This window comes from Streptomyces resistomycificus, assembly GCF_001514265.1.
GTDB lineage: Bacteria > Actinomycetota > Actinomycetes > Streptomycetales > Streptomycetaceae > Streptomyces > Streptomyces resistomycificus.
The window spans coordinates 1-26,633 of the sequence record NZ_KQ948997.1 but is presented as its reverse complement, the minus strand read 5'-3'; the positions used below and the strand labels follow the sequence as shown (position 1 = coordinate 26,633).

General features: G+C 70.9%; 25 protein-coding genes, 1 pseudogene and 1 riboswitch. Of the genes and pseudogenes, 9 read left to right on the top strand and 17 right to left on the bottom strand.

What is annotated here, in order from left to right:
- Positions 1–13 precede the first annotated feature (13 nt).
- Complete coding sequence (locus AQJ84_RS27710; RefSeq protein ID WP_450370790.1) at positions 14–1,636, bottom strand: GMC oxidoreductase; 1,623 nt, start codon at positions 1,634–1,636, stop codon at positions 14–16.
- Positions 1,637–1,701: 65 nt separating this feature from the next.
- Positions 1,702–2,844 carry a glycosyltransferase family 4 protein gene (locus AQJ84_RS27705; protein ID WP_030039336.1) on the bottom strand — a complete coding sequence of 381 codons (1,143 nt, stop codon included), beginning with the start codon at positions 2,842–2,844 and terminating at the stop codon, positions 1,702–1,704.
- A gap of 121 nt (positions 2,845–2,965) precedes the next feature.
- On the opposite strand from AQJ84_RS27705, the gene AQJ84_RS27700 reads away from it, so the two are divergent.
- Positions 2,966–4,204, top strand: coding sequence for a glycosyltransferase family 87 protein (locus tag AQJ84_RS27700; protein ID WP_030039335.1), 1,239 nt, complete (start codon positions 2,966–2,968; stop codon positions 4,202–4,204).
- Here the strand turns inward: AQJ84_RS27700 and AQJ84_RS41425 are convergent.
- The 6 genes and pseudogenes from AQJ84_RS41425 to AQJ84_RS27670 form a co-directional block, all read right to left on the bottom strand.
- Positions 4,165–4,632, bottom strand: a pseudogene (locus tag AQJ84_RS41425) (MATE family efflux transporter); the annotation flags it as partial. The gene AQJ84_RS27700 and the pseudogene AQJ84_RS41425 overlap by 40 nt on opposite strands.
- A 124-nt stretch (positions 4,633–4,756) precedes the next feature.
- On the bottom strand, positions 4,757–5,947 hold the full coding sequence (locus AQJ84_RS27690) for a hypothetical protein (RefSeq protein WP_030039333.1): 1,191 nt from the start codon (positions 5,945–5,947) through the stop codon (positions 4,757–4,759).
- 34 nt (positions 5,948–5,981) lie between these two features.
- Entirely contained in the window at positions 5,982–7,004 is a 1,023-nt protein-coding gene (locus AQJ84_RS27685; protein WP_030039332.1) for a C40 family peptidase, read from the bottom strand.
- 220 nt (positions 7,005–7,224) lie between these two features.
- Complete coding sequence (locus tag AQJ84_RS27680) at positions 7,225–8,259, bottom strand: C40 family peptidase (RefSeq protein ID WP_030039331.1); 1,035 nt, start codon at positions 8,257–8,259, stop codon at positions 7,225–7,227.
- 221 nt (positions 8,260–8,480) lie between these two features.
- Positions 8,481–9,824 carry an NYN domain-containing protein gene (locus AQJ84_RS27675; RefSeq protein ID WP_030039330.1) on the bottom strand — a complete coding sequence of 448 codons (1,344 nt, stop codon included), beginning with the start codon at positions 9,822–9,824 and terminating at the stop codon, positions 8,481–8,483.
- Between the two features lie 68 nt (positions 9,825–9,892).
- Positions 9,893–10,132: a hypothetical protein gene (locus tag AQJ84_RS27670; protein WP_030039328.1), complete on the bottom strand. Its 240-nt coding sequence runs from the start codon at positions 10,130–10,132 to the stop codon at positions 9,893–9,895.
- Between the two features lie 171 nt (positions 10,133–10,303).
- On the opposite strand from AQJ84_RS27670, the gene AQJ84_RS27665 reads away from it, so the two are divergent.
- The 7 genes from AQJ84_RS27665 (at position 10,304) to AQJ84_RS27635 (ending at position 16,523) form a co-directional block, all read left to right on the top strand.
- Positions 10,304–11,047 carry a rhomboid family intramembrane serine protease gene (locus AQJ84_RS27665; RefSeq protein ID WP_030039327.1) on the top strand — a complete coding sequence of 248 codons (744 nt, stop codon included), beginning with the start codon at positions 10,304–10,306 and terminating at the stop codon, positions 11,045–11,047.
- Positions 11,044–11,325 (top strand): Lrp/AsnC family transcriptional regulator, encoded by a 282-nt coding sequence (locus tag AQJ84_RS27660; RefSeq protein WP_020115829.1) that lies wholly within the window; start codon positions 11,044–11,046, stop codon positions 11,323–11,325. The genes AQJ84_RS27665 and AQJ84_RS27660 overlap by 4 nt, the downstream gene beginning before the upstream one ends.
- 80 nt (positions 11,326–11,405) lie before the next feature.
- Positions 11,406–11,732 (top strand): hypothetical protein, encoded by a 327-nt coding sequence (locus AQJ84_RS27655; protein WP_030039326.1) that lies wholly within the window; start codon positions 11,406–11,408, stop codon positions 11,730–11,732.
- Positions 11,695–13,155, top strand: a complete 1,461-nt coding sequence (locus tag AQJ84_RS27650) for a sensor histidine kinase (RefSeq protein ID WP_198536372.1) — start codon at positions 11,695–11,697, stop codon at positions 13,153–13,155. Before AQJ84_RS27655 ends, AQJ84_RS27650 begins: the two co-directional genes overlap by 38 nt.
- On the top strand, positions 13,152–13,817 hold the full coding sequence (locus tag AQJ84_RS27645) for a response regulator transcription factor (protein ID WP_030039324.1): 666 nt from the start codon (positions 13,152–13,154) through the stop codon (positions 13,815–13,817). The genes AQJ84_RS27650 and AQJ84_RS27645 overlap by 4 nt, the downstream gene beginning before the upstream one ends.
- A 71-nt stretch (positions 13,818–13,888) precedes the next feature.
- Complete coding sequence (locus tag AQJ84_RS27640) at positions 13,889–15,304, top strand: SLC13 family permease (RefSeq protein ID WP_053192462.1); 1,416 nt, start codon at positions 13,889–13,891, stop codon at positions 15,302–15,304.
- 13 nt (positions 15,305–15,317) lie between these two features.
- Positions 15,318–16,523: a glycerate kinase gene (locus AQJ84_RS27635; protein ID WP_053192460.1), complete on the top strand. Its 1,206-nt coding sequence runs from the start codon at positions 15,318–15,320 to the stop codon at positions 16,521–16,523.
- Here the strand turns inward: AQJ84_RS27635 and AQJ84_RS27630 are convergent.
- The 6 genes from AQJ84_RS27630 to ctaE all read right to left on the bottom strand — a co-directional run bounded on the left by AQJ84_RS27630 (position 16,478) and on the right by ctaE (position 23,595).
- A complete protein-coding gene (locus tag AQJ84_RS27630) occupies positions 16,478–17,857 on the bottom strand; it encodes an aminotransferase class V-fold PLP-dependent enzyme (RefSeq protein WP_030039320.1) in 1,380 nt (459 codons plus the stop codon). The two genes, AQJ84_RS27635 and AQJ84_RS27630, sit on opposite strands and share 46 nt — an antisense overlap.
- Before the next feature lie 160 nt (positions 17,858–18,017).
- Positions 18,018–18,134, bottom strand: a riboswitch (SAM riboswitch).
- 76 nt (positions 18,135–18,210) lie between these two features.
- Entirely contained in the window at positions 18,211–19,275 is a 1,065-nt protein-coding gene (gene trpD, locus AQJ84_RS27625) for an anthranilate phosphoribosyltransferase (protein ID WP_053192458.1), read from the bottom strand.
- Between the two features lie 136 nt (positions 19,276–19,411).
- The gene (qcrB, locus tag AQJ84_RS27620) at positions 19,412–21,052 is read right to left on the bottom strand and encodes a cytochrome bc1 complex cytochrome b subunit (RefSeq protein WP_030039317.1); all 1,641 of its coding nucleotides are present in this window, start codon (positions 21,050–21,052) and stop codon (positions 19,412–19,414) included.
- The gene (qcrA, locus tag AQJ84_RS27615) at positions 21,049–22,107 is read right to left on the bottom strand and encodes a cytochrome bc1 complex Rieske iron-sulfur subunit (RefSeq protein ID WP_030039316.1); all 1,059 of its coding nucleotides are present in this window, start codon (positions 22,105–22,107) and stop codon (positions 21,049–21,051) included. The genes qcrB and qcrA overlap by 4 nt, the downstream gene beginning before the upstream one ends.
- The gene (qcrC, locus tag AQJ84_RS27610; RefSeq protein ID WP_030039315.1) at positions 22,104–22,913 is read right to left on the bottom strand and encodes a cytochrome bc1 complex diheme cytochrome c subunit; all 810 of its coding nucleotides are present in this window, start codon (positions 22,911–22,913) and stop codon (positions 22,104–22,106) included. The genes qcrA and qcrC overlap by 4 nt, the downstream gene beginning before the upstream one ends.
- Before the next feature lie 61 nt (positions 22,914–22,974).
- On the bottom strand, positions 22,975–23,595 hold the full coding sequence (ctaE, locus tag AQJ84_RS27605) for an aa3-type cytochrome oxidase subunit III (RefSeq protein ID WP_030039314.1): 621 nt from the start codon (positions 23,593–23,595) through the stop codon (positions 22,975–22,977).
- Positions 23,596–23,773: 178 nt separating this feature from the next.
- Here ctaE and AQJ84_RS27600 point away from each other — a divergent pair, with 178 nt between their 5' ends.
- Entirely contained in the window at positions 23,774–24,175 is a 402-nt protein-coding gene (locus tag AQJ84_RS27600; protein WP_030039313.1) for a response regulator, read from the top strand.
- Between the two features lie 20 nt (positions 24,176–24,195).
- Here AQJ84_RS27600 and AQJ84_RS27595 read toward each other — a convergent pair whose 3' ends face one another.
- From AQJ84_RS27595 to AQJ84_RS27585, 3 genes are all read right to left on the bottom strand, one after another.
- The gene (locus tag AQJ84_RS27595; protein ID WP_053192456.1) at positions 24,196–25,464 is read right to left on the bottom strand and encodes a L,D-transpeptidase; all 1,269 of its coding nucleotides are present in this window, start codon (positions 25,462–25,464) and stop codon (positions 24,196–24,198) included.
- A 130-nt stretch (positions 25,465–25,594) separates the two neighbouring features.
- Complete coding sequence (locus AQJ84_RS27590) at positions 25,595–25,993, bottom strand: cytochrome c oxidase subunit 4 (RefSeq protein WP_030039311.1); 399 nt, start codon at positions 25,991–25,993, stop codon at positions 25,595–25,597.
- Positions 25,990–26,633 (bottom strand): cytochrome c oxidase subunit I (locus AQJ84_RS27585; protein ID WP_211276882.1); only part of this gene is annotated, 644 nt, incomplete at its 5' end. The genes AQJ84_RS27590 and AQJ84_RS27585, both read right to left, overlap by 4 nt.

The window sequence follows — 26,633 nt, the reverse complement described above, 5'->3', positions numbered from 1 at the left end:
CTTTGACGGATCGTCATGGCGCGGTGTCCTCGGCGAGGACCCGCGCCATCGTCCGTTCGGCGAGCGCGGTGATCGTCACGAACGGGTTCACCCCGATCGACCCGGGCACGAGCGAGCCATCGGTGACGTACAGCCTGGAATACCCCTTCACCCGGCCGTAGTCGTCGGTCGCCTTCCCCAGCACGCAGCCGCCCAGCGGGTGGTAGGTGAAGTCGTCGGCGAAGACCTTGTCGGCGGAGCCGAACAGGTCGTAGCGGTAGATCGTCGAGTTCGCCGCGTTGATCCGGTCGAACAGCTTCCTGGCCATGGCGACCGAGACCGCGCTGTGCGCGGCCGTCCAGCCGAGCCGCACCCCTCCCGTCCCGCTGTCGTACGAGAACGCCGCGCGCGAGGGGTTCTTGGTGATCGCCAGATACAGGCTGACCCAGTGCTCCAGGCCGGTCGGCAGCGGGGCGATCTCCGCGAAGACGGGGTTGGCGGTGTTGGCCCAGTCGTCGATGCCCATGACCGGCATGGTCGACTGGTTCGCCCCGACCGTGTCCCACAGGTGGTTGGCGCGCCCGAGCATCACGTTGCCGTTGGTTCCCCAGCCGGCGCCCACGCTCGCGGGCAGGGCCGGCAGCGCACCCGTCTCCCGGGCTCGGACGAGCAGTTCGGTGGTGCCGACGCTGCCGCCGCCCAGGAAGAGGTAGGTACAGCCGTACTGCCGGGTCTCGACGACCTTGCCGGTGTGGTCGATGCGGTCGGCGGTCAGCAGCCAGGAGCCGTCGGCCGCCCGGCTGACGGCCCTGACCTTCTCCAGGGTGTGGATGGTGACGTTCCCGGTGCCGAGCGCGTCGGCCAGGTAGGTCTTGTCGAGGCTGCGCTTGCCGTGGTTGTTGCCGTAGATGACCTCGCCGCCGAGCGCGGACCTGGTGGCCGTGCCGGCGGCCTCGCGCTGCATGTGACCGAAGTCGTAGACGCTCGGCACGAAGGTGGTCTTCAGGCCGGTCCGCTGGGCGTGGGCGCGGGAGACGCGGGTGAAGCGGTACCAGTCCGTCGACTCGAACCAGGCGGGGTCGACGGTGTTGACGCCGAGCATGGAGCGGGCGCGCGGGAAGTAGGTGCCGTACATCTCCGCGGCGTCCACGGTGGGGAACTGCTCCTTGAAGTACGACCGGAGCGGCGTGACCGCCATCCCGCCGTTGACGAGGGAGCCACCGCCGACGCCCCGGCCCACGTAGACCGACATGGCGTCGAAGTGCACCCGGTCCAGGACCCCCGGATAGGAGCTGATGTCCTTGTTGACGACGTCCAGCCACAGGAAGGTGGCCAGCGGGGCCTCGGTGCGGGTGCGGAACCACATGGACCGCTCGTCCGGGGCGCTGGTGGAGCAGAAGACCTTGCCGTCGGAGCCGGGGGTGTTCCAGGCCCGGCCCATCTCGAGGACGAGGGTGCGGATGCCGGCCTGGCCCAGGCGGAGGGCGGCGACGGCACCGCCGTATCCCGAACCGACCACGATGGCGGGGGCGTTGTCGACGGCGGCGGGCTCCGCGCCGTAGGCCGTCTGGAGACCGATGCGGGTGAGACCGGACGCGGCGGCCGTCTGCAGGGCCACCATCCCCAGGATATGACGTCTCGTCAGCTGACGTTGCATCAGTTTTGCTGTCATGTGCGCAGCATGGGCGGATTTTCCCGTTCCGCCTAGAGCTACCGCACGGTTCACAGCAGCGTTCTGAGCTTCTCCGCCAGCAGGTCCCACCGCCACTTCTCCTCGACCCACGCCCGCCCACGCTCGCCCATGCTGCGGCGCAGCTCCGCGTCACCGAGGAGCACGACGATCCGGTCGGCCGCCTCCTCGGCACAGCCGCCCCGCACGACCCAGCCGGTCTCGCCGTCGAGCACGGCGTCCGGGGCACCGCCCGAGTCGCCCGCGACGACGGGCAGACCGGTCGCGGAGGCCTCCAGGTAGACGATCCCGAGCCCCTCGACGTCCAGCCCGCCCCGCCGGGTCCGGCACGGCATGGCGAACACGTCACCGGCGCCGTAGTGCGCGGGCAGCTGCGACCAGGGCACCGCGCCCGTGAAGCGGACCGAGTCTGCGACCCGGGTCTCCTGTGCCAGCCTGCGCAGCTCCTTCTCGTAGGGCCCGCCGCCCACGATCAGCAGCACGGCGTCGGGCTCGGCCGCCAGGATCCGGGGCATCGCGAGGATCAGCGTGTCCTGCCCCTTGCGCGGCACCAGCCGGGAGACGCAGACGACCACCGGCCGGTCGGTCAGCCCGAGCCGCGCCCGCACCTCGTCGCCGCCCGACCCGGGATGGAACGTCTTCTCGTCGACGCCCGGCGGCAGCTGGGCCATCCGCCCGGCCGCGTCCGGCGTCAGCGCGGTGGCGATCCGCGAGCGGGTGTACTCGCCGAGATAGGTGACGGTGTCCGTGGACTCCCCGATCCGGCGCAGCAGTCGACGCGCGGCGGGCAGCTGGGCCCACCCCGCCTCGTGCCCGTGGGTGGTGGCCACCAGCCGCTCGGCGCCCGCCTTCCTGAGCGCCGGAGCCATCAGCCCGAGCGGCGCCGCCGCCCCGAACCACACCGACGTGCACCCGTGCTCGCGCAGCAGCCCGACGGCCCGCCGGGTCGCCCCCGGCGTCGGCAGCAGCATCGTGGTGGAGTCCCGTACGACGGTGAAGGGCTGCTCGGCGTCGAAGGCGGCGGTCGCCTCCGCGCCCTCCCGGCCGCGCTTCCAGGTGGAGGCGTAGACGACCAGCCGCTCCGGGTCGAGCCGCAGCGCCATGTTGTGCAGGAACGCCTGGATGCCGCCGGGCCGGGGCGGGAAGTCGTTCGTCACGATCAGGGTCTTGTGCATCGCCGCAGACCCTATCGAACCCCTGCTCACAGCCGGGCGCGGCCGCGTTTGTGGCAGGCTCACAGGAGGGGACGACATTATGTTCCCCTCGACGCGGGAAATCGAACGGGCAGGGGATCACGTGGAGACGACGGGTGCGCGGCGGTCGCTGACGTGGCTGCTCCTGACCTGGGGCGTGACCAGGCTGCTGCTGCTGCTCTTCGTGTTCAAGGTGTACGTCTTCCCGGGCCCGGACGTCACCAGCGACGTCTCGGTGATCTACCACGGCTGGTACGACGTGCTGCGCACCGGCACCTTCCCGCTGGACGACGTGACCTGGCAGTACCCGCCGGCCGCGGCCCTGGCGATCCTCTCCCCCGGCGTGCTGCCCTTCCTGGACTACGCGTCCGCCTTCTTCGTCCTCGCCTGCCTCGCCGACCTGGTCGCCCTGTCCCTGCTGGTGTACGGCGGTCTGCGCCCGGGCCGGCGGATCGCGGGCGCCTGGGTGTGGGTGCTGGGCGTACCGCTGCTCGGCCCCACCGTCTACGCCCGCTACGACGTCATGGTCACCGCGGTCGCGGTCGCCGCCCTCCTCGCGGGCGCCCGGCACCCCCGGCTGATGGGCGTCCTCGTGGGCTTCGCGGCGATGCTGAAGGTGTGGCCCGCTCTGCTCCTCCTGGGCGTCCGGAGGCGCGCCGCCTGGGCCTGGGCGGTGGGGACCGTCGCGGCGCTGGCCGCGGTGTTCGCCGTCACGATGCCCGGCGCGTTCACCTTCCTGACCTTCCAGCGGGAGCGGGGCACCGAGGTGGAGTCGCTGGGCGCGCTGGTCTTCCACGTGGCCCGGCACCACGGCTGGGACGGCCAGGTGCTGCTCAACTACGGCTCGATCGAGTTCCTCGGTCCGTGGGTGAACGTGGTGAGCTCGGCGGCGCTGGCCCTGACCGGCATGGCCTTCGGCTGGCTGCTGCTGTGGCGGCTGGTGGCGACCCGCTTCCAGGCGCACACCGCGGCGGACGCGGCGTTCGTCGCGGTGCTGATGTTCACCGTGACCAGCCGGGTGATCAGCCCGCAGTACATGGTGTGGCTGGTCGGTGCCGCCGCGGTCTGCGTGTGCTTCCGCGCCAGCCGGATGGGGGTGCCGGCCGTCCTGGTGCTGGTGGCGTGCTTCGTGACGGTCCTGGAGTTCCCGCTCTACTTCGGGGACGTCGTGACGAGCGATCCGTTCGGCATCACCCTCATGGTGGTCCGCAACGGCCTGCTGGTCGCCGCCACGGCCGTCGCGGCCCGCATCCTGTGGCGTTCGACGGTCACGAGGAAGCCCGTCCCGGCCGGGCTGCCCGATCAGGCCGCCCGCGCCAAAAAGGCGTCGGCGTCGTCCTGACGCGGAACCCTGCGGAGCAGCACCGGCCCCGCCGCGCACCGCACCGCCATGGCCGGCGCCGACGCCAGGCAGCTCCCCGGCATGCCCAGACCCGTGAGGCCGTGCGCCAGAGGCAGCTGCACCGCCGTGCCGACCAGCGTCGCCCGCAGCAGCGCCGGTGCTGCCCCGCTTCCCTCGAAGACCCCGCCGACCGCGATGAAGCAGGCCGTCAGCCACGGGTAGGCCCCCGCCGCGCAGGAACAGCACACCGCCGTGGGCGACCGCGGGGGCGGCGCCGAAGGCGGCCATGATCCAGGGGGCGGTGACGAACAGCAGTACGGCGGCCACGAGCCCCACCGCCCCGGACACCAGCACCGCCTGCCGCCCGATCTCCCGCCGGGCGTCCCTTCCGGCGCCCGGGTGTGCGCGGTGTGGATGGCGGCGGCCTGTTCCGGGAGGGGATGCTGCGGGTGGCCCGCGCCACCCCGACGGCCGAGAAGGCCTGGCTCAAGGAGGCCGTCGCCAAGCCGGAAGGGTGATCGGCCCGGCCGATCGCGCAGGCGACCCGTGCGTTCAGGCGAGCTGGACGCGCAGATACTCACGCCACTGTTCGGTGAACTCCCCCGGCGTCGTCCCGAGCACCCGCTTCATCGCGTCCTCGACCGCCCCGGCCCGCTTCTCGTGCGCGCCCACGGCCCGGTAGAACTCCCCCAGCCGCACCTCGCCCCAGCGCTCGGCGATCATCCGGCAGGCCATCCAGCCGCCCTCGTAGGCCCGTGCCAGCCCGGCGGCGTCGCCGCTGAAGCCGAAGTCCCGGTCGGAGGGCAGCGCGGCCGGCAGCCTGCCCTCGGTCACCGCGTCCCACAGCTCGGGCGCGGCCTGCACCGGTGTGCGCCCGCTGTCCCGGTACCCGACCCAGTCGGCGTACCCCTCCGACAGCCACAGGGGCGTCGCCGGGGTGGTGTCGGCGCGGGTGGCCACATGGGTCGTCTCGTGGGTGAGCACCACCTGCTTGCCCACGGCTCCCAGGACGCCGTAGGCCTCCGGGTTGACGATGATCCGGTCCGCCGGCGCCTCGGCCGGAGCGCCCGTCTCACCGGTGGTGACCGCCGCGATCCCCCGGTAGGAGGAGGCGGGGGAGCCGAGCAGCCCCGCCATGCCCTCCAGCGACCTCGGCACCAGCACGACGACGCGCCGGGGCCACTCCCGGCCCCACGCGTCCGACACGGCGGGCACCGCACGGTCCGCCAGATCCGCGTAGGAGTGCAGCTGTTCGCCCGACTGCCCGACGCCCAGGACCATGCTGTGCTCACCCCGGACGACCATGACCTCGCCCTGGTCCCACAGCTGTTGGGCGGTCTTCTTCGCGGGCAGTTCGGCGTCCACGTACCACTGCCCGCCCGCGTCCAGGCTCAGGGTCAGGGTGCGGCCGACGGTGACGGGGGCCCGGTCGTAACCCTGGACGCGGTAGCGGAGTTCGACGTCGGCGGTGGCGTCGTCGCCGGTGCGGTGCACGGCGGTGACGCGGTAGGACCAGTCGGCGAGCGGGACCGCGGTGAGGTTCCCGAACCAGCTCAGCGCGCCCGTCCGCACGAACGCCGCCTTGTCGCGGTCGAGGACCGCGGTCGCCCGCCGGTCCAGGACCCGCTGCACGTCGGCCCGCGCGCTGTCGGTGGCCGGTCCCCCGCAGCCCACCAGGGCCACGAGCAACACCAGGCACAGCGCCACGACTCCGCGCCCCGACGCCCGCCCTCGACCAGCCACGTTCCCGATCGTACGGGGGGCCGTGGCCTCTCGGTCAGACCCTGGTGACGGTCGCGCCCGGGATCATGCCGACCGGGTCGTAGCGCACGGGTGCCCCCGGGTAGGGCGCGTGGATCACCTGGCCGTTGCCCATGTACATCGCCACATGGCTGGCGTCTGAGCGGTAGGTGACCAGGTCGCCGGGCTGGGCCTGGGAGAGCGGGACCTGCCGGCCCGCGAAGCGCTGACCCTGCGAGGTGCGCGGCAGGGAGACGCCGGCCTGCGCGTACGACCACTGCATCAGGCCCGAACAGTCGAAGCCGGAGGGGCCGTTGGCGCCCCAGACGTAGGGCTTGCCGAGCGCGGAACGGGCGGCGGCGATCGCGGCGGCGGCGCGGGCGGACGGCGGGACGGAGCTGCCGAGGTCGGGCACGCCGGAACGGCCGGAGCGGGAGGCCCGGTCGTAGGCGTCGCGTTCGTCGGACGGCAGGGCGTTGAGGAGCGCGCGCGCCTTGGCGAGCTTCCTCTCGACGGTCCGCTTGTGCGAGGCGACGGCCTTGCGGCTCCTCTCCAGTTCGCCGAGCTTGCCCGACGCCTCGGAACGCTCCTGGGCGAGTACGCGCATGGCGTCCTGGAGGTCCTTCAGTTCGCCCGCCTGGTGCGTGGTGATGCGGTCCAGGACCGCGGCCTTGGCGAGGTAGTCGTCCGGGTCGTCGGAGAACAGCAGCGCGAGGGAGGGGTCGAGGCCGCCGGAGCGGTACTGGGCCCCGGCCAGCGCGCCGAGCGCCTCCCGCATGCGGTTGATGCGCTCCTGCTGCCGGGCGATCCCGTCCTGCGCGAGACCGACCTCCTCACGGAGGTCGTCGGCGCGTTCGTCGGCTTTGTTGTAGGCCTCGGTGGCCTGCTCGGCCTCCTCGTAGAGGCGGTCCACCTCCGCGCGGGTGTCGTCGTGCGGCGCGGCGACGGCCGACGTGGCCGGCAGGACGCCGAGGGCCGCGGCGGCGGCTGACATGACACAGAGCGCTGCACCGGCGCCCCGGTCGAACCCGGACGGTGCAAGGCGGCGATGGGACCCCACGGGAAGCCGCACTCCTTCCGCTGGCGGACAGGGAAACGCGGCAGACAGTAGCCCCGTGGAGGGGGCCTCACCAAAGACCTCGACGGGCACACAAAGTGACGCCCCGCCCCAGACGCAGGTCATGGGCGGGGCGTGGGGTCAGTTCACGTTCTCGCGATTCGCCCGAACGGGCGGTGCGGTGTCCTGATCTTGAAGCTGATCGGACCCGCCGAGGGGACGGTCAGATGCGCACGCCGAACTGGAACGGCATGTTGTTGATCGACTCGTAGCGGACGACCGTGCCGGTGCGCGGGGCGTGCAGCACCTGGCCGTTGCCCGCGTAGAAGCCGACGTGGTGCAGGTCGCCGTAGAAGATGACCAGGTCGCCGACCTTGAGATCGGCCTGCGAGTAGATCCTGGTCCCGGCGTTGGCCTGGGCCTGCGAGGTGCGCGGGATGGAGACGCCGGCCTGGGCGTAGGCCCAGGAGGTGAGGCCGGAGCAGTCGTAGGAGGCGGTGCCGGTGGCGCCGTAGACGTACGGCTTGCCGATCTGGCTCTGGGCGGCCTGGAAGGCGGCCATGGCCCGGCCGGAGCCGGCGGCGGTGTTGCCGAGGTCCACGCGCTCGCCGGCGTCGCGGCTGGCGCGGGCGTCCTCGGCGGCGAGGGCGGCCTTCTCGGCGGCCGTCAGCGTGTTGAGAAGCCTCTGCGCCTCGGCGAGCTTGCCCTGGACTTCCTTCTTCTTCTTGCCCAGCTCGGTGCGGGTGCTCGCGAGGTCCTTGAGCTTCTCGGAGGCCTCGGAACGGTCCTGGGCGAGCTCGCGCTGCTTGTCCTGGATCTTCTTCAGCGCCTCGACCTGCTGGGAGCTGAGCTGGTCCGCGGTGGACGCCTTGTCCAGGTAGTCGTCCGGGTTCGACGACAGGAAGAGCTGGAGGGAGGAGTCGATCGTGCCCGTGCGGTACTGGGCGGCGGCCGCCAGACCTATGGAGTCGCGCAGCTCGTTGAGCTCGTCCTGGCCGCGGGCGACGTTGTCCTGGATCGTGGAGATCTCCTTCTGGAGCTTCTCCTGCTTCTCCGTGGCCCCGTTGAGCTTCTCGGTGGCCTGCTCCGCCTGCTCGTAGAGCTTGTCGACCTTGGCCTTGACCTCGTCCTTGCTCGGCTTCTCGCTCGGCGCCGCGTTGGCGGCCTGAGAGCTCAGAGCGACGGCAGCGGCGGCTGCGGTGGTCAGCACGGTCACGCGCGCGCGACTGGGCTGCTTGGGTCGACGGTGGGACGCCACGGAGGTGAACTCCTTCTTTTGAGTGATCACCCGCTCGGAGGTTTGAGCCCAGACCCTAGTGACCTTCCTGTGATCGTTCAAATCCTCAGGCGCAAAATCTCGTCACACCTTGCAATCTTTACTCTCAACTCACATGCAGTGATGCCCGATTGACACTACGTTGCGTGACGGTTGGGTCAATTCGCGATCAATTCGGGCATTAAACCTCTACGTTGACCTTTTCAGGACAGCCGCTTCAGAAGCACCGCAGATGCGACCGGCCGCGCTCCCGCCCTGGCCACCCCGTCGGCCACCTCACGGTCGGTCGAGGCGACGATGACCGGACGGCCCGGCGGCTCCGCGCGCACCAGCTGGCGGATCAACTCGTCGGCGGTGACACCCGGTTTGGAGAACAGCACCCGCACCCCGCGCGGCGGCGCCAGCAGCACCGGCGCGGCCAGCTCGGCCCCGTCGAAGACACAGGTCACCTCGGCGCCGGTCTGGGCGGCGAGCTGGGAGAGCTGCCCGAGGAGCCTCAACCGCTGCTTCTCCAGCGGCATCTGGGGATAGCCGGTCTTGGTCACGTTGTAGCCGTCGACGACCAGATGGGCCTGCGGCAGCGCGAGGAGCTGGTCGAGGATCGCGGGGTCGTTCTCGGACAGGGCCCGGGCGGCGATGTCCTTCGGGGTCATTCGTCCCGGTTCGACCGCGTCCACGGTCTCGGCCGGCCGTACCGAGACGGGCGGCAGGGCGAGTTCCCGCCGCAGCCCCTGGGTGGCGTCGAGCAACGTGTCCAGAAGCAGCCGTACGCGCATGTCCTCGACGCTGCGCCCCTCACGGGCCGCCTTGCGGGTGGCCTCCAGCGCGGCCTCCGCCTCGCCGAGCCGCGCCTTGAGCCGCCGGGTCTCGCTCTCGGCCGCGGACACCTGGGCGTGCCCCTCCGCGCGGAGGGTGTCCATCTCGCCGTGCAGCTTGCGCAGCGCGGCCTCGCCGCGCTTGACGTCACTGTGGGCGGAACGCAGCTTGCGGTGCAGCGACTCCGCTTCCTTCTTGGCCGAATCCAGCTCGGTACGCAGCCGTTCGGTCTCGGTCCGGGTGTGCTCGCGGGCCCGGTCGAGCTCCTCGCGCAGCCGCTCCAGCTCGGCCCGGCTCTCCTCGTCGGCGCGCTCGGCGTCGGCCCGCTGGGCCTCCTCGCCGGCCGCGGTCACGAGCTTCACCCAGTCGGTGGGCCGCAGTACGTAGGCCGCGGCCGCCACGTCGAGCGGGTCCGCGGCCGGGGGCGGCGAGCCGGAGTCGAGGGCGCCGGCGAGTTCCGGCTGCGCCTCTCTGAACTTCTCCCCGATGCGCTGCCGGAACAGCGGGTCGGTCTCCAGGGCGGCCGCCATGGCGTTGCCGGCGAACTTGGCCCGGCGGTTCGGCGCGAACCGGGCGTACTGCCGCAACTGGGCGGGCAGTTCGCCGACGGTCAGCCCGCCGAAGCCGTCCGAGACGATCTGCACGACCCGGCGGCGCACGCCGTCGGGCAGCGGACGGTCGAGCACCTCGGCGGCGCCGTCACCCGGCCCCCCGCCTGCGGTCTCCACCATCGTCACCCCAATGCTGTGCGGGGCCCTCCCCCGCTCTCGACTTCGCTCGAGCGGGGGGACCCCCGTCGTCAGGAGCCGGCGCCCGGCCTGTCCACGAGTTCCACCTGATCCACGGCGTTGCACCAGCGGCAGCGCACCGACTCGATGGTCTCACTGACCACGTCGCGCTCCTCGACCTTCGGCTCACCGGCCAGGTCGAGGTGGACGTACTCGACGACCTTCGACGAGCGGGTCACGTCGAACCGCGTGAGGTTGCCGCAGAGGGTGCAGCGCCACCGCGTCGAGGCCGTCGGCAGAGGAACCGTCATCGTGGCTGTTCGCCTTCTTTCCTGCTCGTGCTTCCAGTGTCCGTGACGCGCCGGGCAGGCCCGGTGCGTGTGGCTCGTTACCCTACGGCCTGGCGGGGACTCGCCGCTCCGTCGTCCACGGCGGCGAGGCGGTCTGTGACGTTCGGTCCCCTTACGTCATGCTCTGTGTTCATGATCGGCAACTGGAGCGGGACGGTCGGCAGGGCGGTCGGGGCGGTCCGGCGGCCGACGGCGCCGGTGACGTACGGGCTGATCACCGCCTGCTGTCTCCTCTTCCTCGTCAGCCCGTCGTCGGGGCTCAACCCGGCGTACGGCGCGCAGGACGCGCTGCTCGCCGCGCAACGGGCCTATTTCCACCGTTGGGGGGTGGTCCCCGCCGAACTGTTCGAGGGCTCGGCGCGGGCCGCGCTCACCCCCGCGACCGCCCTCTTCGTCCACGGCAGCTGGGTCCACCTGCTGGGCAACATGCTCTTCCTCTACGTCTTCGGCGTACTGACCGAGGAACGGATGGGCCGCGTCCAGTTCACCCTCTTCTACCTGGGCTGCGGCTACCTGGCCCTGCTGGGCTACGCGGCCGCCAACGCGGGCTCCGAGCAGTCCCTGGTCGGCGCGTCCGGGGCGATCTCGGCCGTCCTCGGGGCGTTCCTGTACCTGTTCCCCGGCGCCCGGGTCACCAGTCTCCTGCCGTTCCTCTTCTTCCTCCCCCTGCGCTTCCCCGCCTGGGTCGTCCTCCCCTTCTGGGCGGCCCTGCAGTGGCTGGCGGCCGGCCAGGCCGGCCAGGGCCCGGGGGTGGCCTACCTGGCCCACCTGGTGGGGTTCGGCCTGGGCCTCGCCTTCGCCTGGGCCCGGTTCGGGCGTGGGACTAAAGTGAGGGCCGCCCCAGCTCCGTCCCCCGAGGGAGAGAACCAGCCGTGATCACCGCGATCGTCCTCATCAAGACCAGCGTGGACCGGATCCCCGAGATCGCGGAGCGGATCGCCGCGCTGGAGAGCGTGAGCGAGGTCTTCTCCGTCACCGGGACGTACGACCTCATCGCCATGGTGCGGGTGAAGCAGCACGAGGATCTCGCGGAGGTCATCCCGGGCAGCATCAGCAAGATCCCCGGCGTGGAGGGGACGGACACGCACGTGGCGTTCAGGACGTACTCGCAGCACGACCTCGAGGCGGCCTTCGCGATCGGTCTCGACAGCTGAGGATCGCGCGCGGCCCAGGATGAGGAGTTCTTCATCCTGGGCTCATCCGCGCCACCGGGAGGCCCCCGCAGGATCGGCCCATGGTCTTCTCCCGCCGGCTGGCGGCCCTCGCCGCCGTCGTGGTGATCCCGCTGGGTATCGCCGCGACCAGTTTCGCCCTCGCCGACAGCCCCGAGTCCCCGAAGGTCCCCGCCAAGGTGGAGCTGGACAGCGGCGCCCCCACGGCCACGCCGACCCGGCCCGGTCCCACGCCGAGCGACGAGGTGGTGAACCGGCCGGAGGTGACCGACAGCCCGGCGGGGGACGACGATGACGACGATCGGGGACAGGACGGCCAGGACGACGGTTCCCGTGACGACGGACCCGGCGATGACGGGCCCGGTGACGACGGACCCGGTGACGGCTGACGGCCCGCGCCGCCGGGTCACCGCCCGGGTCCGCATCCTGCTGTGGCTGCTGTTCGTGATGGCGGTCGCGCTCGCCTCGGTGGCCACCACCACCCGCTCGATCCTGCTGCGGGACGCCGACCACCGGATCGGCGGCCTGCTGGCCCAGGAGGCCGGTGAGTTCACCAACTTCGAGGAACGGGGCGTGGACCCGGTCACGGGCCGCCCCTTCACCGATCCGGCCCGGCTGCTCAGGGTCTTCCTGGAACGGCAGTACGCCGACCCCGACGAGGAGCTGATCGGCCTGGTCGGCCGGGTGGACCGCGGCCCGGCGCAGATCATCCAGCCGCGGGACATCGCGGTCTCGGTGCCGCTGCACCAGGACGCCGACGCCCGGCGCCGCATCTTCTCCTCCCCCGGCTCCACCGGCACCCTCGACCGGCCGTCGGGTGAACTGCGCTGGGCCAAGGTCGCCGTCGCCCGGCACGGCAGCGAACCGGACGCCGCGTTCGTCGTCGCCTTCCACCCGGAGCGCGAACAGGCCCGCGCCGACGAGGTGTTCCGCATCCTGCTCGCCATCTCCGGGGTCGCCCTGCTGCTGACGACCGGCATCGGCTGGGTGGTCGCCGGCCGGATCCTGGAGCCCGTACGGCTGGTGCGGACCGCCGCCGCGCAGCTCACCGAGCAGGACCTCACCCGCCGTATCCCGGTGCACGGCCACGACGACATCGCGGCCCTCGCCGAGACCTTCAACGCCATGCTCGACCGGCTGGAGCGCGCCTTCGCCGCCCAGCGGGAGTTCGTCGACGACGCGGGGCACGAACTGCGCACCCCGATCACCATCGTGCGCGGCCATCTGGAACTGATGGGCGACGATCCCGCCGAACGCGAGGAGACCGTCCGCCTCGTCACCGACGAACTGGACCGGATGAGCCGCATCGTGGAGGACCTGCTGCTGCTCGCCAAGGCCGAGCGCCCCGACTTCGTCACCCCGCAACCGGTCCAGCTCGCCGAACTCACCGCCGACGTCTTCGTCAAGGCCCGCACCCTCGGCGACCGCGACTGGCGGCTCGCCGAAGTCGCCGACCGACAAGTCGAGTTGGACTCCCAGCGGATCACCCAGGCGATGGTGCAGCTGGCGCAGAACGCCGTGCAGCACACCACGCCCGGCCAGAGCGTGCGCATCGGCTCCCGTACCGAAGGGACGCGGATCGAGCTGTACGTCGCCGACTCCGGACCCGGCGTCCAGCCGCAGGACACCGAGGTCATCTTCGAACGCTTCCGGCGCGGCACCGCCCGGCGCGGCGCCCGCGGTACGGGGGCGGGGCTCGGCCTGTCGATCGTGCGGGCGATCGCGGAGGCGCACGACGGCCACATCCGCCTGCACGACACCGAGGGCGGCGGCGCCACCTTCGTACTCACCTTTGAAGAGGTACGTCCATGAACCGCATCCTCATCGTCGAGGACGAGGAACGCATCGCCTCCTTCGTGGAGAAGGGCCTGCGGGCCAACGGATTCACCACGACAGCCGTCGGCGACGGCGACTCGGCCTACGAGTACGCCCTCACCGGCGGCTTCGACCTCGTCGTCCTCGACATCGGCCTGCCCGGCCGCGACGGCTTCACGGTCCTGCGCGCCCTGCGCGAGGCCCGGGTGACGGTCCCGGTGATCGTGCTGACCGCGCGGGACTCGGTACGGGACACGGTGGCCGGTCTGGAGGGTGGCGCCGACGACTGGATGACCAAGCCGTTCCGATTCGAGGAACTGCTCGCCCGGGTCCGCCTGCGACTGCGTACGGCGGCCCGCGCGCCGGAGGTGACGGTGCTGCGGTCGGGCGCGCTCAGCCTGGACCTGCGGACACGGCGGGCCCGGGCCGGGGAACGGACCGTGGACCTCACCGCACGCGAGTTCGTGCTGCTGGAGCTGTTCCTGCGCCATCCCGGCCAGGTGCTGTCCCGCGAGCAGATCCTGTCGCACGTGTGGGGCTACGACTTCGACCCGGGCTCCAACATCGTGGACGTGTACGTCCGGGCGCTGCGCAGGAAGCTCGGGTCCGAGCGGGTGGAGACGGTGCGCGGGATGGGGTACCGGCTGCCGGGCGGGTGAGGGCGCACGCGTGAAGTTCCCTTCATGTGCGGCTCATCGGGTGCTCACGGCCGGCGTGGAGTCTCGATGACGTGACCCTGAACCTCCGGCTGACGGCGGCCCTGTGCGTGGCGCTGTCCCTGTGCGCGCTGCTCGCCGTCCCCGGCAACCTCCCGGGCCTCGGCGGGGACGCCCGTCTCACCCTCGCGGTGTTCGTCCTGGCGACCTGCGCCTGGATCGGCACTCCGATCGACGACACGTACATCGCGCTGGGCGCCGGACTCGCCCTCACCGTGACCGGGGTGATCAGCAGCGACACCCTCTTCGGCACCCTCGGCGACTCGACGGTGTGGCTGCTGATCTGCGCCTTCGTGCTGGCGGCGGCGGTGGCGCGGACCGGGCTCGCCGGACGGGCGGCGGCGTTCCTGGTGGGCGGGGCGCGCACGGTACGGCAGCTGGTGCACCTGACGACGGCCGCCCTGGTCGTCACGGCGTTCGCGGTACCTGCGACCTCCGGCCGGGCCGCGCTCGCGCTGCCGGTGTTCCTGGCCCTGGCCAAGGCGCTCGCCGACCGGAGACGACTGGTCGTGATGCTGGCGCTGCTCTTCCCGACCGTGATCCTGCTGTCCGCGGTGGCGACCTTGATCGGGGCGGGCGCGCACCTGATCACCGTGTCGGTGCTGTGGGAGACGGCCGGCGAGCGGATCGGGTTCACCGAGTGGCTGCTGCTGGGACTGCCGCTGGCCGTCACCTCCTCCCACCTGGCCGCCGAGGCCGTCCTGCTGACGACCACCCGGCGCGCGGACCGCGCGGGCCCGGTGCACATCACCGCCGAGGAGATCCAGCGGCACACCGCCACCCCGGTCAGCGGCCCCTGGACCCAGGCCGAGACGCGCTGCGCCCTGCTCCTGGGCACGGTCGTGCTGCTGTGGTGCAGCGAGCCCCTGCACCGGGTGCCGCCCGCGGTCGTCGCGCTGATCGGCGCGGTCGTGGCCGCCTCGCCCGCGCTGGGCACCGTGGGCCTGAAGGACGCGCTGAAGACCGTGCCCTGGTCGCTGCTGCTGTTCATGGCGGCGACCATGGCGATGGGCGTCGCGCTCGCCGACTCGGGCGCCGCGAGGTGGCTGGTGTCGGGACTGCCCGCGGGCGTCACCCCGACCGTCTTCCTGGCGGTGGTGATCGCGGTCAGCACGGCCGCGCACCTGATACTCCAGTCACGCTCGGCCCGCTCCTCCGTACTCGTCCCGCTGGTCGTCGCGGCGGCCGTCGGGGCGGGGGTGAACCCGGTGGCGGCGGCACTCGCGTCCACCGCCGCTGCGGGGTTCTGCCACACGCTGCCGGCCTCTGCCAAGCCGGTCACGCTCTTCGCGGAGATCCCCGGCACACCCACCTACACCCCCCGCGACCTGCTGCGCCTGTCCGCCGTCCTGGCGCCCCTGACCGCGGCGCTCGTCCTGCTGTTCGCCGTCGCGGTGTGGCCGCTGCTCGGCGTACCCGTCGTCCGATAGGAGCTGGTCCGCCATGCTGAGCCGAGTCGTCGTAGCCCCCAGCGGCTTCAAGGAGTCCCTGTCCGCGCAGGCCGCCGCCGACGCCATCGCGGACGGCGTCCGCCGGGTCCTGCCGGCCACCGCTGTCGACCTGATCCCCCTGGTGGACGGCGGCGAGGGCACGGCCGTCACCCTGGCCGCCGCGACCGGCGGCCGGCTGGTGGCGCTGCCCGCCACCGGGCCGGTCGGCGAGCGGGTCGGCACCCACTTCGCCCTGCTGGGCTCCCGGGACACGGCGGTCGTGGAGATGGCCGCGGTCGCCGGTCTCTCCCTCGTACCGCGCGCCCTGCGCGACCCGGGTGCCACCACGACGTACGGCGTCGGCGAGCTCATCCGCGCGGCCCTCGACACCGGCGCCCGGCGGATCCTGGTCGGCTGCGGCGACTCGGGCACCTCCGACGGGGGCGCGGGCGCCCTTCAGGCGCTCGGGGCCAGGCTGCTGGACGCCGACGGCTTCGAACTACCGCAGGGAGGGCGGGAGTTGATCCGGCTGACGCGCATCGACCCGTCCGGCCTGGACGCCCGGCTGCGCCGGGTGGAACTCCTCGTCGCCTGCAATCCCTACAACGTGCTGTGCGGGGAGCGGGGCGTGGCACGGGTCTTCGGTCCGCAGAAGGGGGCCACGCCCGCGCAGGTCGAGGAGCTGTCGACGGCACTCGAACACTGGGCCCACGTGCTCACCCGCGATGTCGGCCGCCCGGGCGTCGATCTGCGCCACGGCCCCGGCACCGGCGCGTCCGGTGGTCTGGGCGCCGGCCTCGCCGCCCTCGGCGCCCGCCTCCTCCCCCGCTTCGACGTGCTGCTGGACCACCTCGACCTGGACGCCCGGCTGGCCCGCGCCGACCTGGTCGTCACCGCCGAGGGCGCCCTGGACCACCAGACGGCCCGGGGGAAGGTCCCGGCCGAGGTGGCCCGGCGGGCCAAGCTGCACGGCCGGCCGGTGCTCGCGCTGGCCGGCACCCTCGGCGAGGGCGCGCACACGGTGCCGGGCGTGGACGCCTACAGCGGGATCCTGCCGGCGCCGATGGCTCTGGCCGAGGCGCTGGTCCGGGCTTCGGAGCTGCTCACCGACGCCACCGAGCGCGCCCTGCGGATGATCCTGCTGGGCGCCCGGCTACCGGTGACCCGCACACTTCACGCGGAGGTGTCGGGCACGCAACGCCCGTCCTCGGTGCGGTAGTTCCACTTCGCCCCGTCCCGGACGAGGTCCTTCACGGCGTTCACGAACCGCTCCACGTGCTCGTCGGGTGTGCCCGCGCCGAAGCTCACCCGGATCGCGTTGAGGGACTTCTCGCCGGGCGCGGCCTCGGGGGCTCCGCACTCGCCCTGGCTCTGCGGGTCGCTGCCGAGCAGCGTGCGGACCAGCGGGTGGGCGCAGAAGAGACCGTCGCGGACGCCGATGCCGTACTCGGCGGAGAGCGCGGCGGCGAAGTGGGAGCTGTTCCAGCCCTCGACGACGAAGGAGATGACACCGACGCGCGGGGCGTCGTCACCGAAGAGGGACAGGACCCGGACCGCCGGCACCTCCGCGAGACCCTCGCGGACCTTGGCGATCAGGTACTGCTCCCGGGCGACCAGCCGGTCGAACCCGGCCTCGGTCAGCGCCCTGCAGGCGGAGGCGATGGAGTGGACGCCGATGACGTTGGGCGAGCCGGCCTCGTGACGGGCGACGCTGTCGTGCCACTCCACGTCCACTCCCCCGTCCTCGCGCCGGGTGACCTTGCGGCTGGCGCCACCGCCCGCGAGGTACGGCTCGGCCGCGCGCAGCCAGTCGGCCCGGCCGGCCAGCACACCGGAGCCGAAGGGCGCGTACAGCTTGTGCCCGGAGAAGGCCACCCAGTCGACGTCGAGGTCGCGCACCGACACCGGGTGGTGCGGGGCCAGCTGGGCGGCGTCCAGGACGATGCGGGCGCCGTGGGCGTGCGCGGCCGCGGCCAGTTCACGGACCGGCCACAGCTCGCCGGTGACGTTGGAGGCGCCGGTCACGCAGACCAGGGCGGGGCCGTGCGGGTCGCGGTCGGCGAGGGCGCGCTCCAGGGTCGCGACCGCCTGCCGGGGGGTGCGCGGGGCGTCGAGGTAGGTGACCCGGGCGTCCTTCCAGGGCAGCAGCGAGGCGTGGTGCTCGGTCTCGAAGACGAAGACCTGGCAGTCGGCGGGCAGCGCGGTGGCGAGGAGGTTGAGCGAGTCGGTGGTGGACCGGGTGAAGACCACCTGGTCGTCCTCGCGGCAGTCCAGGAACCCGGCGACCGTCCCGCGGGCGTTCTCGAAGAGGTCGGTGGAAAGCTGGGAGAGGTAGCCGGCACCGCGGTGCACGCTGCCGTAGTAGGGCGCGTACGCCGCCACGTCGTCCCAGACCCGCTGGAGCGCCGGTGCGCTGGCGGCGTAGTCGAGCGCGGCGTAGGTGACCTCGCCGCCGGTGACGAGCGGCACGGTGACGTCCCGGCCCAGAACGGGCAGCGACGCCGAGGTGTCACGGCAGGCGGACCGGGCGGCGGCAACGGTGGAGACAGACATGGCGAACTCCCGTGAGAGGCAGGGGGAATCACCGTGCGAGCGCGTACGGCTCCAGCACGGAGGAAGGTGAAAGGGGTATGCGGAGGCGGGGCTCTACGCCCTATCGCATTCGCTTGCTCACGGAAGGCTCCTCGACGACCAGGACCCCTGGTGTGCGAGGGGTCCGCGCTTGCCGCAGGCCTTTGTGCCCACGACCTGGTCTTCACCCGGGGCACCCCGCCACGGACGGAGGGTTGCCGGACAGTCGGCCGGGGCCTCATGACTGTCACTCATGACCTGGTCCGAAAAACTACGCGAGATGATCGTGGTCCCGCAACCCGTGTCCGGATCGCGGGACCACCCGACCGGTCGCGCTACGCGTTACTGGCCGCCACCCAGCGCTCCAGCGTCCGCTTGGCCGCCCCGGAGTCGACCGACTCCGCCGCCTTGGCCATCCCGGCGGCGATCTGCTCGGCCAGCGGCGCCCCGGTCGGCTCGAGCGCCACCAGCGCCGCCGCCGAGTTCAGCAGGACGGCGTCGCGCACCGGGCCCTTCTCGCCGTCCAGCAGGCGCCGGGCGACCTCGGCGTTGTACGAGGAGTCCGCTCCCCGCAGGGCCTCCACCGGGACCAGTTCGAGGCCGACGTGCCGCGGGTCGAAGGTCTCCTCGGTGACCTTGCCGTCGCGGACGACCCACACCCGGGAGGTGGCCGTGGTGGTCAGCTCGTCCAGGCCGTCGTCACCGCGGAACACCAGCGCCGACGAGCCGCGCTCGGCCAGTACACCGGCGATCAGTCCCGCCATCCGGGTGTCGAAGCAGCCGACCGCCGAGGCGGTCACCTTGGCGGGGTTGGTCAGCGGGCCGAGCAGGTTGAACGATGTGGGGATGCCCAGGTCCCGCCGCACCCCGCCGACGAACCGCATCGAGGGGTGGAACTTGGCGGCGAAGCAGAAGGTGATCCCGGCCTCCTCCACGACCCGCGCCACCCCTTCGGGCGACAGGTCGAGGTTGATGCCGAGCTTCTCCAGCACGTCGGACGACCCGCTCGCCGAGGAGGAGGCCCGGTTGCCGTGCTTGACGACCTTCGCGCCGGTGCCGGCGATCACGATGGCGGACATCGTCGAGATGTTGACCGTCTTGGCCAGGTCGCCGCCCGTACCGACGATGTCGACGGCCGGACCCGGGATGTCCAGCGGCTGGGCGTGCGCGTACATCGCCTCGACGAGGCCGGTGACCTCCTCGACCGTCTCCCCCTTGGCTCGCAGCGCCACCATGAAGCCGGCGATCTGCGCGTCCGAGGCCTCGCCGCTCATGAAGCGGTTCATCGCCCACGCCGTGTCCGCGGCGCTCAGGTCCCGTCCGCCGAGCAGCGTGCTCAGTACCCGGGGCCAGGAACGGTCCGCCGCGGTGTCGCCTCCTGCGGGGGTCACAGCGCTCATAAGCCGCTCCTGGATCAGTCCCGTACAGCGGGACACGAGTTTCGAGGGGTCCCACCCTATCCAGCCGGGGGGACGGCAAAGGGCCCCGTCCGGTGTTCGGACGGGGCCCTTCTACCGCGCGTGGCGAGCGCAGCGATCAGTGGTGGCCGTGGCCGCTCGTGATCTCCTTGTACTCCTCGACGGTGGGCTTCGGAATCTGGGACTCCTCGCCGTAGTACGCCTCACTGAGCTTGGCGCGCAGCTTCTCGGAGCCCTTCACCTTGCGCTCGACGCCGTTCTCGTCGACCGTCGGGCCGATCTCGGCCGGCTTGTACTGCTCGTGCGCGGTGAGCGTGTGCAGCGCGTCCTGGCTGAGCGGCTCGTGGACCTCGATGAACTCACCGTGCGGCAGGCGCTTGATGATGCCGGACTCGCGGCCGTGCAGCACCTTGTCCTTGTCGCGGCGCTGGAGGCCGAGGCAGATCCGCTTGGTGATGATGAACGCGATGACCGGGGCGACGAAGAACGCGATCCGGACGAACCAGGTGATGGCGTTGATCGACAGGTGGAAGTGGGTGGCCCAGAGGTCGTTTCCACCACCGATCAGCAGCACCATGTACCAGGTGATCCACGCGACACCGAAGGCCGTACGCGTCGGCACGTTGCGCGGGCGGTCCAGGATGTGGTGCTCACGCTTGTCGCCGGTGACCCAGGACTCGATGAACGGGTAGACCGCGATAGCGACCAGGACCAGCGGGAAGATCACCAGCGGGATGAACACGCCCAGGACGAGCGTGTGGCCCCAGAAGTTGATCTCCCAGCCCGGCATCACGCGGATCAGGCCTTCGGAGAAGCCCATGTACCAGTCGGGCTGGGCGCCGGTGGACACCTGGTCCGGCCGGTAGGGGCCCATGGCCCAGATCGGGTTGATCGAGGCGATCGCCGAGATGGCCGCGATGACACCGAAGACCAGGAAGAAGAAGCCTCCGGCCTTGGCCATGTAGACCGGCAGCAGCGGCATGCCGACGACGTTCTTGTTGGTGCGTCCGGGGCCCGCGAACTGCGTGTGCTTGTGGTAGAAGACCAGGATCAGGTGGCCGACGACCAGGCCGAGCATGATGCCCGGCAGCAGCAGGACGTGGATCGAGTAGAAGCGGGCCACGAAGTCGCCGCCCGGGAACTCTCCGCCGAAGAGGAAGAACGACAGGTACGTGCCGACGATCGGCACGGACAGGACCGCGCCCTCCATGAAGCGGACACCGGTGCCGGAGAGCAGGTCGTCCGGGAGCGAGTAGCCGGTGAAGCCGGTGAACATGCCCAGGACGAACAGCAGGAAGCCGAACAGCCAGTTGACCTCACGGGGCTTGCGGAACGCACCCGTGAAGAAGACGCGCATCATGTGCACGAACATGCCGGCGAGGAAGATCAGCGCCGCCCAGTGGTGGATCTGCCGGATCAGCAGACCACCGCGCACATCGAAGGAGATGTGCATGGTCGAGTTGAACGCCTCGGACATCAGCTGACCCTGCAGCGGGACGTAGCTGCCGTGGTACTCCACCTCGTTCATCGACGGGTGGAAGAACAGCGTCAGGTACACACCCGTGAGGATGATGATGATGAAGCTGTAGAGGCAGATCTCACCCAGCATGAACGACCAGTGGTCGGGGAAGATCTTGCGCATGTTGGCCTTGGCCAGGGAGTAGATCCCCAGCCGGCCGTCGGCCCAGTCGGCGACGCGCTCGCCGGCCGGTGCCTTCTCGCGCGAGCGCGAGTCCTTGGAGGTGCTCTCAGTGCTCATCCGCGCTCCCAGAAAGCAGGACCGACGGGCTCGTCGAAGTCGCCGAGCGCCTCGAGGTAGCCCTCGTCGTTCACGCCGATGCGCAGCTGCGGCAGGGCGTGACCGGCGGGGCCGAAGATCACCCGGGCACCGTCGGAGAGGTCGAAGGTGGACTGGTGGCAGGGGCACAGCACGTGGTGCGTCTGCTGCTCGTACAGGGAGATCGGGCAACCGACGTGGGTGCAGATCTTCGAGTACGCCACGATGCCCTCGTGCGACCACTCGAGTTCGCGCTTGTCCTTGATGTCGTCCGGCTGGATGCGGACGATCATCAGGGCGGCCTTGGCGATCTCGGTCTGGAACTCGTGGTCGTGCTCCTCCAGGCCCTCGGGCTTGGCGAAGGTCAGCGAGCCCACCGCGACGTCCGAGGGACGCAGCGGCTGGTTGGTGTTCATGTTGACGAGCAGCTTGCCCTTGGACCACAGGGTGTGGCGGAGCTTGGTGCCCGGCAGCGGACCGAGGTCGCGCAGCAGCATGACGCCGGAGAGCGGGAACAGGGCCAGCGCGCCGAACATCGTGTTGCGGATCAGCTTGCGGCGGCCGAGCGCGGACTCCTTGGCACCCTGCTTGAAGTCGGCCATGACCTTGGCCTTGACCTCGGGCGGCGCCTCGATCGCGTGACGCTCGTCGGCGATCTCCTCGTCCGACATCAGGGTGCGGGCCCAGTGGACCGCGCCCGCGCCGATCGAGAACAGCGCCGTACCGAGGGTCAGGCCCAGCGCGAAGTTCAGCGCGTTGATGTGCCCGATCGGGAAGACGTAGATCGACTTGTCGTGCGGGATCGCCACGTACGCGACGATGAAGGCCACGGTGGCCAGCATCGACAGTACGAACAGCATGGCGACCGCGCGCTCGGACCGCTTGGCGGCCCGCTCGTCGATGTCCTGGACGCGGTGCTCGTGAGGCGGCAGACCGGGGTCGGCGAACGGGTTCTTCTCGTCCGCGACGCCTACCGCACCGTGCGCGTGGCCCTGCTCAGCGGGCAGGTTCTCTTCTGGAATGTCTTGGCTACTCATGACTTCTTGGCCTTTGCGGTCCGAGCGGCGACCCAGACGGCGACCGCGATCAGCGCGCCGAGTCCGAAGATCCAGGCGAACAGGCCCTCACTGACCGGACCGAGTCCGCCCAGCTCGAGACCACCGGGGCTCTCGGTGTCGTCGCCGTTGACCGCGTCGAGGTACGCGATGATGTCCTTCTTGTTCTGCTCCGACAGCGTGGTGTCGGGGAAGGAGGGCATGTTCTGCGGGCCGGTCTGCATGGCCTCGTAGATGTGCTTCGGGCTGACGCCCTCGAGGTCGGGCGCGAACTTGCCGTGCGTCAGCGCGCCGCCCTTGCCGGTGAAGTTGTGGCACTGCGCGCAGTTGGTGCGGAACAGCTCGCCGCCCTTGGCGATGTCGGCACCCTCGGGGCCGTACTGCGCGTCGGTCGGGACGTTCGGTCCGGCACCCAGCGAGGCGATGTACGCCGCGAGCTGGTCGATCTCGGCCTGCGTGTAGATGACCTTCTTCTTCGGGACCTGCGCGCCCGGCTGCTGGGCCGGCATGCGGCCGGTGCCGACCTGGAAGTCGACGGCCGCGGCGCCCACGCCGACGAGGCTCGGACCGTCAGTGGTTCCCTGACCACCGGTGCCGTGGCAGCTGGCGCAGCCGACGGCGTAGAGCTTCTTGCCCTCGTCGATGGCCAGGGACTGGGCGGTTTCGTCGGCCTTCGCCTTGTCCGTGGGTGCGAACAAGGTGTACAGCCCCCCGGTGCATGCCAGCGCGAGGAGTAGGACGACGAGCGCCGCCATCGGGTGGCGTCGTCGTGCGGAGAGCTTTTTCACGGATTACCCCGGTGTCAGGATCTTCTGCGTCGATGCTTGGGAAGTGCGGGAGCGGGCCCGGCTACTTGATCAGGTAGATCGTGGCGAAGAGGCCGATCCACACGACATCGACGAAGTGCCAGTAGTAGGACACGACGATGGCCGCGGTCGCCTGTTCGTGGGTGAACCTCTTCGCCGCGTAGGTGCGGCCGAGGACGAACAGGAAGGCGATGAGGCCGCCCGTCACGTGCAGGCCGTGGAAGCCGGTGGTCAGGTAGAACACCGAGCCGTACGGGTCGGAGGAGAGCGAGAGCCCGTCCTTCTTGACCAGCTCGGTGTACTCGTACACCTGCCCGCCGATGAAGATCGCACCCATGATGAAGGTGACGATGAACCACATCCTGAGCTTCTTCACGTCCCCGCGCTCGGCGGCGAACACGCCGAGCTGGCAGGTGAGGGAGGAGAGCACCAGGATCGTGGTGTTGGTCGCCGAGAACGGAAGGTTCAGGGCGTGCGCCATTTCCTTCCAGTGATCAGGACCGGTCACCGATCGCAGGGTGAAGTACATCGCGAAGAGGGCCGCGAAGAACATCAGCTCGGAACTCAGCCAGATGATGGTTCCGACGCTGGTGAGGTTCGGCCGGTTGACCGACGGGTGCGCGTGCCCGGTTTCTACTGTCGTTGCTGTCGCCACGACCGACATTATGTCGGTCGCTTATCCCGCCCTCACCCCGGGGGGTGCCGTTCGGAGTGTCCATACCGTGTGTACTGCCCGGATGGCCCATCGAAGCGGTGTTCCAACAGGTGTTGACGAGGTGGCCGAAGGAGTAGCATCCGCCGCATCGGTTCTGTCTGTACGACGCTGATGTCCCGGAGGAAGCATGCAACCGACCGCCACGGTGCTGGTCTACAGCGACGACTCCAACACCCGCGAGCAGGTGCGGTTGGCCACCGGCAGGCGGCCGGCTCCCGACGTGCCGTTGGTGGAGTTCGTGGAGTGCGCCACTCCTGCCGCTGTGATCAAGGAGTTGGACAAGGGCGGGATCGATGTCTGCGTCCTGGACGGCGAGGCCGTGCCCATGGGAGGCATGGGGATCTGCCGTCAGATCAAGGACGAGATCTTCAACTGCCCGCCGGTGCTGGTGCTCATCGGCCGGCCCCAGGACGCCTGGCTGGCCACCTGGAGCCGTGCGGAGGCCGCTGTGACGCATCCTGCGGACCCCGTGGAGTTCGCGGCGGCGCTCGCCTCCCTGTTGCGGGAGAACAAGGCCCTGAGCGCCTAGGAACCCCTTCCTGCCCGCTCTCAGACGCTCTGCGGCCTCAGCCTGGCCTGTTCCTCCGGGCCGGGGCCGTCCGGGGTGCCCGCGACCAGGGCGCTGCCGTTGCGCCATTTCGCCCAGGCGAGGTTCCAGTCACCGAAGCCGTTGCCGAACGTCTCCATCGTGTGGCCGAACGAGTTGACGACCTGGACGAGGTCGCCCTCGCGGACGTTCTCGAAGAACCACTCGGCGTTGCCGGTGCTCATGCCGGTGCAGCCGTGGCTGACGTTCGCGTAGCCCTGTGAGCCCACCGACCAGGGGGCGGCGTGGACGTACTCGCCGCTCCAGGTGACGCGGGTGGCGTAGTAGACCGGGAGGTCGTACGACTCAGCGGAGCCCTCGGCGATGCCGATGCTGGTGCCGCGCATCCGTACGAAGTACTCCTTGCCCAGGACGACCTTGACGCCGTTGCGGGTCTCGAAGCCGGGCTTTCCGGTGGTGACGGGGATCTGCTTGATCGCCTCGTCGTTCTTGTAGACCGTCATCTGGTGGGACGAGGCGTCGGTCACCGCGATCACGCGGTCACCCGTGGTGATCTTCAGGGGCTTCACCTTGCCGCCCCAGAGGCGGTCGCTGATCTTGATGCCCTCCAGGTTGCTGCGGACCTGGATGGTGGCGTGGGCGGGCCAGTACTCCTTGGGGCGGTAGTGGAGTTCCTTGTCGTTCACCCAGTGCCAGCCGCCGCCGGCCGCCGCGGGCACGGAGTCGACCTTGAGGGCGCGCTCCACGACGGCCCGCTGGGCCTTGTCCTTGACCGGTCGGCTCAGCTCGGCCGTGATGGGCTGGCCGACGCCGTACGTGCCCGCCTTGGGCCCGAACGTCGCCGTGAGGCGCTTCTTGCTCAGGGGCTTGCTGGTGTCGAAGCTGAGCACCCGGCGGCCGGGGGCCCCGTCCTCGTCCTCGGTGCTCACGCGGACCGTGTAGTGGGCGTTGGCGGCGAGCGGGGCGGTGCTGTGCCAGCGGCGGCCGTCGGCGGACAGTTCGCCCGCCAGGTACCGCCCTGCCGCGTCTATCGCAGTGACGTCCGTGATGCGTCCGTCGTCGTCCTCGGCGGTGACTTCCAGGGGCTTGTCGGGGTCGGCCTTCTTGCCGTCGCCGGTGGGACCGTTGAAGGAGATCTGGTCCGCCGCGTCGTAGGGCGCGGCGGACAGCGGGTGGCCGTCGCTGCCGCAGGCGGTGACGCCGCCCGCGCCCAGGGCGGTCACCAGCAGCGTGCAGCTGACGACGGTACGGATGCGGGGTGTGTGGGTCATGACTTCACGCTAGGAAGCTTCGTCAAGGGCGGCGCGCTGAGTAACTCGTACGAGGGACCCACATTGCGGCAAAAGCAGGAGCCCGGACTCTCCTGACGGAGTGTCCGGGCTCCCTGGAGCTCAGCTCGTGCTACTGGGTGCGGTTCTCACCGCGGTAGTACTCGAAGACCCAGCCCCACAGACCGATCAGGATCAGCGGCGCCGAGAAGTACATCAGCCACCAGCCGATCGCGACCGACAGGAAGGCGAGCGCGCCGCCGACCGCGAGGGAGAGAGGCTGCCAGCTGTGCGGGCTGAAGAACCCGACCTCGCCGGCGTCGTCCGCGACGTCCGCTTCCTTGTCGTCCTGGGCGCCCACGTCGACCCGCCGGGCCGTGAAGCCCAGGTAGAAGCCGATCATGATGGACAGACCGAAGGCCAGGAAGAGGGCCGTGGTGCCGGCCGGCTCCTTCGACCACACGCCGTAGACGATGGCCATGATGAGGATGAAGACGCTCAGCCAGACGAACATCCTGCCCTGGATCTTCACTTGCCGGCCTCCTTGCCGCCGTTGCCGGCCAGAGCCTTCTCGCCGTGACCGACGTTCTCGAGCTGGTCGAGCGCGGCGATCTCCGGGTGGTGCAGGTCGAACGCCGGGGATTCACTGCGGATCCGCGGCAGCGTGAGGAAGTTGTGCCGCGGGGGCGGGCAGGAGGTGGCCCACTCCAGCGAGCGGCCGTAGCCCCACGGGTCGTCGACGCCGACCGGCTTGCCGTACTTGGCCGTCTTCCACACGTTGTAGAGGAACGGCAGGATCGACAGGCCCAGCAGGAACGAGCTGATCGTCGAGATCGTGTTCAGGGCGGTGAAGCCGTCGGCCGCGAGGTAGTCCGCGTACCGGCGGGGCATGCCCTCGGCACCCAGCCAGTGCTGGACCAGGAAGGTGCCGTGGAAGCCGATGAACAGCGTCCAGAAGGTGATCTTGCCGAGCCGCTCGTCGAGCAGCTTGCCGGTCATCTTCGGCCACCAGAAGTGGAAGCCGGAGAACATCGCGAAGACGACGGTGCCGAAGACCACGTAGTGGAAGTGCGCCACCACGAAGTACGAGTCGGACACGTGGAAGTCCATCGGCGGCGAGGCCAGGATGACGCCGGTCAGACCACCGAAGGTGAAGGTGATCAGGAAGCCGG